Consider the following 3490-nt stretch of genomic DNA (forward strand, 5'->3'; position numbering starts at 1 on the left):
CGACAGGCGCGATCGGACAGCCGAGCGAAAACTGGTTGTCTTCCAGCATGCGTCCCACCGACTGGTAGATATGATGGACAGCCACCGCCGGATACTTTTCGGCAGCCAGCGCTTCGCCCAGCCTCTCCGTCACGTCGGCAACGCTGGCCCGCGTCACCTCGATGACCAGTTGGTCCTTGCCGCCGGGAAAATGAAAATAGAGCGAGCCCCGCGGTGCGCCGCTGGCGCTCAATATGTCGTTGAGCGAGGTGCCGTGATAGCCGCGCTGCCTGAGCAGCAGCCCAGTCGTCTCGAGTATGCGGGTGCGGGTGTCGTTGGCCATGTCAACCTCTGTCAGCAGGAATCATTATAGGCCTTGCGCAAAATATGACAATCGGTCTACATAATATGTAGACCAGTCTATATATTTCTCGGGAGAACGACATGCGGAGCTACCGTCTCGAAGGGTCTGGGACCGAACCCCTGATGCTGCGCGACACGGCGCAGCCGGAGCCGAGGCCGCATGAGATCGTGGCGCGCGTTCGCGCCACCTCGCTCAACCGGCGCGATACGATGATCCTCAACGGCACCTATCCGCTGCCGCCGCGCCAAGGCGTCCGCTGAGCGACGGGGCCGGTGACATTGTCGCCATCGGCGATACCGTCACCCGCTTTGCCGTAGGCGACCGCGTGACCGGCAGCTATTCCCCCGATGGATCGACGGCCGCATCCATGCCGGCCTCGTCGACCAACTCGGCTGCACGCTGGATGGCATGCTGACCGAATACGCCGTTCTCGACGAACAATGGGCGGTGCGCTTGCCCGATCATCTCGACTGGCATGAGGCGGCAACGCTGACCTGTGCCGGCCTGACCGGCTGGAATGCCGTGACGGGCGCCGGAATTCCGAAGCCCGGCCAATGGGTTCTGGTCGTCGGCTCGGGCGGCGTCTCGCTCTTTGCACTGCAGTTCGCCAAGCTGCTCGGCTGCCATGTCGCCGCCGTCACCTCGCGCGGTGAGAAAGCCGACAGGCTGCGGGCGCTGGGCGCCGACCTGGTGATTTCGACATCGGATATGCCGCAATGGGGCGCGACCGTCCGCGACCAGACCGGCGGCATCGATCTCGTCATCGAGACCGGTGGCCCGGCGACCTTCGCCCAGTCGCTGATCGCCAGCACGCTTTACGGGCACATCGTGCTCTTGACGCTGCAGGATGCGAAAGGCGGATCGATCCAGTTGCCGGCGGCACTCTACCAGCGCAGCCTCGCCACCATCAGCCGCCTGTTCGTCGGCAACCGGACCAATCTCGAAGCCATGCTGCGCGCCGTCTCGCAGCATCGCCTGCGGCCCGTCATCGACAAGGTCTTCGCCTTCACCGAGGCCGGCGATGCCTACCGCTATTTCCAGCAGGGCGACGTCTTCGGGAAGGTGATCATCGACGGCGCCTGACCCATCAAGTCCTCAAACCAAGGGAGAACGACAATGACAATTCGTGAAGCCTCGGCCAAATGGCAAGGCACGCTGAAGGAAGGGGCGGGCCGGCTGCGGCTCGGCAGCGGCGTCTTCGAAGGCGCCTATTCCTTCCCGTCGCGCTTCGAGAACGGTCCGGGCACCAACCCGGAAGAGCTGATCGCCGCAGCGCATGCAGGCTGCTTCTCGATGGCGCTGAGCGCCATACTGGGCGGCGCCGGCCATGTTGCCCGCAATATCCACACGATCGCCAAGGTGCATCTCGGCGCGACCGCGGCCGGGCCGACGATCACCCGTATCGAACTCGAAACCGAGGTGGAGGCCGCAGGACTCGCCGCAGATGAATTCGAGCGCCTTGCACAGTCCGCCAAGGCGGGCTGCCTCGTCTCGCGGGCCCTTGCCGGCGTGTCTCAGATCACCCTCAAGGCAACGCTCGTTGAAGCCACCAAAGGCCAATGAAGCCAGGAGGAAGAAGATGACACAGGAGCTTGTCATGGACGCAACCGCGTACGATCTGTCCCAGCAGACGGCCGAGATCATGCGGCGCTACAACGACGTATTCCAACGCCATGATCCCTCGGCACTCGCCGAACTGGTGGCTGAGGATTGCGTGATCGAGAACACCGCGCCGGCGCCGGACGGCGCTCGTTTTGCCGGACAAGCGGCGTGCGTCGGGCTTTGGACGGCGATCGCGACTCAGGCCGGCACGCGCTTCGATGTCGAGGAAACCTTCGTTGCCGGCGACCGGGCAACGATCCGCTGGCGCTATTTCATGGCCGACGGCAATTCGCTGCGCGGCGTCAACCTCATGCGCGTGACCGACGGGCGGATCGTCGAAGCGATGGGCTATGTGAAGGGGTAGCGCGCCCGAGCAATTTCCCAAAGGGCATCGCCCGGAACAGCGCAACAAGGCGAGCGGATCAGCAAGACTGAGCCGCTCCCCGTGGCTCTACCGATCCGCCAGCGCCAGCTTCGCGCCAAGCATGACGAAGGCGCCGGCGAAAGTCCGGCGCATCCAGGTCAACACCATTGGCCGCGAGACGACGTGGCTGCGGATCGAGGCGGCGAAGATGCCGTAGCCGACGAAAACCACGAAGGTCAAAAGCATGAAGACGGAACTCAGCTCCAGCATCTTCGACAGCGCGTTGGGCTCCGTGGTGCTGACGAATTGCGGCAGGAAGGCGAAGAAGAAGATCGAAAGTTTCGGATTGAGCACGTTGACGAGGATGCCGGTGGCAATCACCTTGCCGGCCGAACGCGGCGTCACATCCTGGTCGACGCTGAGGCCACCATTTTCCTTGAGTGTGTTCCAGGCCATGTAGAGCAGGTAGGCGACGCCGAGATATTTCAGCGTCTCGAAGGCGAGCGCACTGGTGTGCAGCAGCGCCGCCAGGCCAGTGATGGCAGCGGCCATGTGCGGGATGATGCCGAGCGTGCAGCCGAAGGCGGCGATGACGCTGGCTCGCGCACCGCGCGAGAGGCCGGCGCTCAGCGTGTAGAGAACGCCGGTGCCGGGCGAAGCCACGACAATCAGGGACGTCAACAGAAATTCGATGCTCACGATGGTTCCTCCGGCACCCTACCCAACCAGGAAGGTATCGGGCTGCGGGTCGGCGCACAAGCGGAGGCGATTGGAGATTGGCTACACCGGTAACCCGAGCGCCTGGCGTGCCATCAGGCACTCCTCGTCGCCGGGCATGCAGGCGCGACAGACATCCGGCCGGACGTCGTAGATGCCGCAAGCGGTCGACTTGCCGATCTCGCCGGACAGCGCCGAGCAGCGCACGCCCTCGCAGCGCATGCCTGACAGGTCAGATGCGACATATTTTTCCGGGATACGGTCGAGCTGTGCGTCATCCTCGGTGGAAAAGCGCGGCCACTCGGCCGAATAGGAACAGCAGGCACCGCAGCTTTGGCAATCGAAGGTGCCGTGTTGCGACGACAAAACGCTCGCGGCGGCCCCCAGGGCGGACAGCCCCGGCGCGGCGGGGTTTTGATCGGCGTCTTGCGGCAAGGCGCTATTTCTTCTTAGCCGTCTCGCCC

8 protein-coding genes are annotated in these 3490 nt (G+C 64.2%); 5 read left to right on the forward strand and 3 right to left on the reverse strand.

Annotated features, from left to right (window positions below):
• The coding region (locus EN939_RS25670; protein ID WP_164751217.1) for a TetR/AcrR family transcriptional regulator at positions 1-322 on the reverse strand (322 nt) is incomplete at its 3' end.
• 101 nt (positions 323-423) lie between these two features.
• Between EN939_RS25670 and EN939_RS39300 the strand changes: the two genes are divergently transcribed.
• Genes EN939_RS39300 through EN939_RS25685 form a run of 5 tightly spaced genes read left to right on the forward strand, consistent with a single transcriptional unit; the run spans position 424 to position 2309 of the window.
• Entirely contained in the window at positions 424-603 is a 180-nt protein-coding gene (locus tag EN939_RS39300; protein ID WP_236383100.1) for a hypothetical protein, read from the forward strand.
• Positions 604-620: 17 nt separating this feature from the next.
• A complete protein-coding gene (locus EN939_RS40105) occupies positions 621-758 on the forward strand; it encodes a hypothetical protein (protein WP_419197531.1) in 138 nt (45 codons plus the stop codon).
• Positions 752-1426 (forward strand): zinc-dependent alcohol dehydrogenase family protein, encoded by a 675-nt coding sequence (locus EN939_RS25675; RefSeq protein WP_236383101.1) that lies wholly within the window; start codon positions 752-754, stop codon positions 1424-1426. The genes EN939_RS40105 and EN939_RS25675 overlap by 7 nt, the downstream gene beginning before the upstream one ends.
• A gap of 33 nt (positions 1427-1459) precedes the next feature.
• Positions 1460-1906, forward strand: coding sequence for an OsmC family protein (locus tag EN939_RS25680; RefSeq protein ID WP_127270581.1), 447 nt, complete (start codon positions 1460-1462; stop codon positions 1904-1906).
• A gap of 16 nt (positions 1907-1922) precedes the next feature.
• On the forward strand, positions 1923-2309 hold the full coding sequence (locus tag EN939_RS25685) for a nuclear transport factor 2 family protein (RefSeq protein ID WP_127270583.1): 387 nt from the start codon (positions 1923-1925) through the stop codon (positions 2307-2309).
• 87 nt (positions 2310-2396) lie between these two features.
• Here the strand turns inward: EN939_RS25685 and EN939_RS25690 are convergent, their stop codons facing one another.
• Positions 2397-3008, reverse strand: a complete 612-nt coding sequence (locus EN939_RS25690) for a LysE family translocator (protein ID WP_127270585.1) — start codon at positions 3006-3008, stop codon at positions 2397-2399.
• A gap of 81 nt (positions 3009-3089) precedes the next feature.
• A complete protein-coding gene (locus tag EN939_RS25695; RefSeq protein WP_164749099.1) occupies positions 3090-3413 on the reverse strand; it encodes a YkgJ family cysteine cluster protein in 324 nt (107 codons plus the stop codon).
• Positions 3414-3490 lie beyond the last annotated feature (77 nt).

This window comes from Mesorhizobium sp. M7A.F.Ca.CA.002.05.1.1 (assembly GCF_003998335.1).
Classification (GTDB): domain Bacteria; phylum Pseudomonadota; class Alphaproteobacteria; order Rhizobiales; family Rhizobiaceae; genus Mesorhizobium.

Coding starts and splice junctions, on each gene's coding strand:
- EN939_RS39300 (WP_236383100.1), top strand. CDS start 424: ATGCGGAGCTACCGTCTCGAAGGGTCTGGGACCGAACCCCTGATGCTG.
- EN939_RS25675 (WP_236383101.1), top strand. CDS start 752: ATGCTGACCGAATACGCCGTTCTCGACGAACAATGGGCGGTGCGCTTG.
- EN939_RS25680 (WP_127270581.1), top strand. CDS start 1,460: ATGACAATTCGTGAAGCCTCGGCCAAATGGCAAGGCACGCTGAAGGAA.
- EN939_RS25685 (WP_127270583.1), top strand. CDS start 1,923: ATGACACAGGAGCTTGTCATGGACGCAACCGCGTACGATCTGTCCCAG.